This window comes from Bradyrhizobium sp. LjRoot220 (genome assembly GCF_964252915.1).
GTDB lineage: Bacteria > Pseudomonadota > Alphaproteobacteria > Rhizobiales > Xanthobacteraceae > Bradyrhizobium.
Window position 1 is genome coordinate 1 of the sequence record NZ_CAXUPS020000023.1, and the last position, 3,605, is coordinate 3,605.

5 protein-coding genes are annotated in these 3,605 nt (G+C 63.2%); 2 read left to right on the plus strand and 3 right to left on the minus strand.

The window, feature by feature from the left end; all coding sequences use genetic code 11:
- Positions 1-107 precede the first annotated feature (107 nt).
- Positions 108-476 carry a TfoX/Sxy family protein gene (locus tag ACSQ84_RS35890; protein WP_436216488.1) on the minus strand — a complete coding sequence of 123 codons (369 nt, stop codon included), beginning with the start codon at positions 474-476 and terminating at the stop codon, positions 108-110.
- A gap of 130 nt (positions 477-606) precedes the next feature.
- Entirely contained in the window at positions 607-1,605 is a 999-nt protein-coding gene (locus tag ACSQ84_RS35895) for an aldo/keto reductase (RefSeq protein ID WP_436216489.1), read from the minus strand.
- A 167-nt stretch (positions 1,606-1,772) separates the two neighbouring features.
- Here ACSQ84_RS35895 and ACSQ84_RS35900 point away from each other — a divergent pair, with 167 nt between their 5' ends.
- Both ACSQ84_RS35900 and ACSQ84_RS35905 read left to right on the plus strand, forming a co-directional pair.
- The gene (locus tag ACSQ84_RS35900) at positions 1,773-2,087 is read left to right on the plus strand and encodes an EthD family reductase (protein ID WP_436216490.1); all 315 of its coding nucleotides are present in this window, start codon (positions 1,773-1,775) and stop codon (positions 2,085-2,087) included.
- A gap of 337 nt (positions 2,088-2,424) precedes the next feature.
- Positions 2,425-3,162, plus strand: a complete 738-nt coding sequence (locus tag ACSQ84_RS35905) for a type 1 glutamine amidotransferase (protein WP_436216491.1) — start codon at positions 2,425-2,427, stop codon at positions 3,160-3,162.
- Between the two features lie 164 nt (positions 3,163-3,326).
- Here the strand turns inward: ACSQ84_RS35905 and ACSQ84_RS35910 are convergent.
- Positions 3,327-3,605 (minus strand): hypothetical protein (locus tag ACSQ84_RS35910; protein ID WP_436216492.1); only part of this gene is annotated, 279 nt, incomplete at its 5' end.

Sequence of the window (3,605 nt, forward strand, 5' to 3'; positions counted from 1 at the left end):
TGAGCCCTTCGCGAAACCCATCACCGACAAGCATTGCAGCTGATGGGATTCGCGGAGCTTGTCATCGGGCCCGCATTCGCGCGACCCGTTGGCTCTACCCATCCAGTCTACTTCTTCCGCCTCGGCGCCGCGCGCTCCCGCTTCGCCGCTACCCGGTGCGCTGCCGCCAGCGCAGCGCGCGCCCAGATCATGAGTTCGTCGGGTTCGTCGAACAGCCGCTCCGGTACGCGCCAGAACGAAAGGTCGATGATGGCGCCCTTCTTGGCATAGTTGAGCGGCGGAAAGGCTTCCGCTTCCTTGAAGATCTCGCGGTTGTCATCGTCGACACGGAAATACAGCGTGTTGTCCGCCACCACGGCGAACATCACCCCGTTGCAGAACACGCCGGTCTTGCCGAACATCCCCCGCAAATTGACGCGCCCGAGCGGCGCCAGCTGCTCGCGCAGGAATTCGGCATAGGTGGCGCTGGCTACCATGCTCGGTCCTTACCGGCAGTCAGTGAAAATTGTAGCCCGGATGAGCATAGCGACATCCGGGGTTCTCTCGCTTCACGCGATGCCCCCGCATGTCGTTGCGCTCATGCGGGCTACTCAGCAACACGGCCGATCACCGCGGCTCGCCGGCAAACGCCTGCCGCAATATTGCCAGCCGGTCGAGCGCCGCCTGCGGCAACGGGCCTTTTTCGACCGCGGCGAAGGCGCTCTCGAACTCCTGCGGCGTCGCCATGCCGACCAGGATGGTGCCCATCGCCGGGTGAGAAAATGCAAACCGCGTCGCCGCTTCGGTCAGGCTGCTGGCAAAGCCCTCCTCCACCAGCGGCATCAGGCGGCGGGCGCGCTCGATATCGGCATCGTAGCTCATGCTTGAGCCGATCGGCTCCGGCGCCGGGCTGGCGATCGGATGCCGCGCGGCCGAGCCCGACAAGGCGCCGCCGGCCAGCACGCGGATGCCGACGACACCGACGCCGGCTGCCCTCGTGGCATCGAACAACCGCGCATAATCCTGCGCCGGGTAATCCTGCGGCAGCTCTTCGGCGGCGGATGGATTGAGCATGTTGTAGACGATCTGCGCGCTGTCGAAGACGCCGGCATCGATCGCCTGATGCAATGCTGCGGTGTCGCCGACCGCCGAAATTCCGAGGAAGCGGATCTTGCCCTCCTGACGCAGGCGCTCGAACGCCGGCACCACCTCATCCAGCACCTGACGCGCGCTCAGCGCCGATCCGCCGCCATCCACCGTAATCGGATTGTGCAGGTGAAAGATATCGACGTGGTCAAGGCGCAACCGCGCCAGACTGCCTTCGAGCGACATCGTGACGGCGTCGGCAATGCGGCTGAACTCGCTCGGCGGCACACGAACCTTGGTGCCGACCACCGCGTTGGCCGGTTTCAGTCTGTGCAGGACACGGCCGAGGTTCTTTTCCGATTCACCGTCGCCATAGAGCACCGCGGTATCGAAATAATTCACGCCGACATCGAGCGCCCGCGCGACGAGCCGCTCCTGGTCGGCCGGATCGCCGCGCACCATCACGCCGCCGACGGCGCCGCAACCAAATCCCAGCACCGAGAGCTGCATTCCGGTCCGCCCAAAAACCCGCAATTGCATCGCTATTCCTCCGGCTTCCCGCACAATACTCCAAACTGGCCTCCCGGGGTATTTACGATCAATGCAACAGTAACGTGGCGTTTCGCAGTTGCGGGATCGGCAAAACTGACGCACAGTTTAGCTCCGCGCCGGAAATCAACCGGCGAATATCAAACGAGGAGCACGCCATGATCAAGGTAAGCGTTATGTATCCGAACACGCCGGGGGCGCGCTTCGACCACGATTATTACCGCGACAAGCACATGCCGCTGGTGAAGGCGCGCATGGGCGACGCCTGCAAGTCCTACACGGTGGACAAGGGCCTCGGCGGTGGCGCCCCCGGCGCGCCCGCGACCTATGTCGGGATGTGTCACATCTTCGCCGACTCGGTCGATTCATTCCAGGCCGGCTTCGGGCCGCACGCCAAGGAGATCATGGGCGACATCAAGAACTACACCGACATCGCGCCGGTGATGCAGATCAGCGAAGTCGTGGTCGGCTGACGCGGGGCTGCTTCGTAGCCGCGCGGGCGATGAGTCAGGCGACGTGTCCGCGCGGACGCGGTGGCAATCCAACCTACGCAGTCCCTTGCCGAATTTCGCGTCGTCAAGCCCTGAAGCGCGTGATGGAAATCCTATTTCGGAGTACCCCCAATGAAGCGGTATCGTCTCACGATGTGTTGTTGCGGGAACCCGACAGTCTCGGCATCATGTTCAAACGCTGCCGGACATCGCCCCCCTGTAAAAAACCTGGCCGCGAACCCCAAGAAGCCGCGCAGGGCCTCAGCTCTTTCCCCAAGGAGCTGAGGCCCTTCTCGTTGTGGCGCCCCGGAAAGCTTTTATGCCGATAATCACCATCATCGAAACCGGGGTCATCTCGCCCGCAAATCGCGCGCGACATGGCTCGTTGCCGCAGATGTTCGAACGGCTGCTTGGCGCGGCGGATCCCTCGGCAAGCTTCACGACGGTCCACCTTGCCGACGGAGAGGAGCTACCCGACCCCGCGAAACTTGAAGCCATACTGATCACGGGATCGGCAGCCGGCGTCTACGACGACCTCGACTGGATCGCTCCGCTCGAGCGCTTTGTCCGCGCGGCGCATGACGCGAAAATTCCAATGGCCGGAATCTGCTTCGGCCACCAATTGATCGCGCAGGCGCTGGGCGGAACGGTGCGCAAATCCGAAAAGGGTTGGGGTTTAGGGCGCCACGTCTACGACGTCGTGCCTGGCAACGGCGTGATCGACGGAGAAAAGGTCGCGATCGTCGCTTCGCATCAGGACCAGGTCATCGAGCCGCCCGCCGGCGCAAGAACGATACTCCATTCGGAGTTCACGCCGCATGCGGGACTGCTCTATGCGAACGGCGTAACGCTGTCCGTGCAGCCGCATCCCGAATTCACGGCCGCCTTTGGGCATATTTGCTGCGAGAAGGCCGGCCAGGACAGCGCTCCCGCAACCCTGGTCGCAGCGGCCAAGGCGTCGCTGGATCAGCCGCTCGACAACGCCGACCTCGGCCGCGCGATCGCGCGGTTCCTGGCGAGGCCGCGCACCGATCGAGGGAACGCTCATCCTTCGTGAACCGACGCCAGAGGCGAAGCCCGACTTGCAAACGCCGCGGTTCATTCCCGCGCGATTGCCAAAGCTGACAAGGCACGACCGCTGAGGATCCTTGCTGGGCGCTCTCGGCCATTCGCACATCGGCAAAACGAGCGCATCAAAGGAATGACGCTGGAGCTCTGGCGCTATGTATCCCCGCCAGGACCGCCCACCGAATTGTCGGGATTGCCGTCTTTATTCGGCTTCACCTTCGTCCCCTGACGAACGGCGAAGGCGATGAATCCCACCAGCGCGCACAACGCCAGCACAGGTCCAACCCAGTTCGGCATGATCGTCTCTCCGCCCGATGGCCCAATCTCACTCACATGGATAAAGGATACATCGTGGCATGGGTAGAGCGAAGCGAAACCCATCACACATGCGCAAACCTGAATTGATGGGTATCGCTGTCGCTCCCACCCATG

Excerpts from the sequence above, each read along its gene's own strand:
- ACSQ84_RS35890 (WP_436216488.1), bottom strand. The coding sequence starts at position 476 with ATGGTAGCCAGCGCCACCTATGCCGAATTCCTGCGCGAGCAGCTGGCG.
- ACSQ84_RS35895 (WP_436216489.1), bottom strand. The coding sequence starts at position 1,605 with ATGCAATTGCGGGTTTTTGGGCGGACCGGAATGCAGCTCTCGGTGCTG.
- ACSQ84_RS35900 (WP_436216490.1), top strand. The coding sequence starts at position 1,773 with ATGATCAAGGTAAGCGTTATGTATCCGAACACGCCGGGGGCGCGCTTC.
- ACSQ84_RS35905 (WP_436216491.1), top strand. The coding sequence starts at position 2,425 with ATGCCGATAATCACCATCATCGAAACCGGGGTCATCTCGCCCGCAAAT.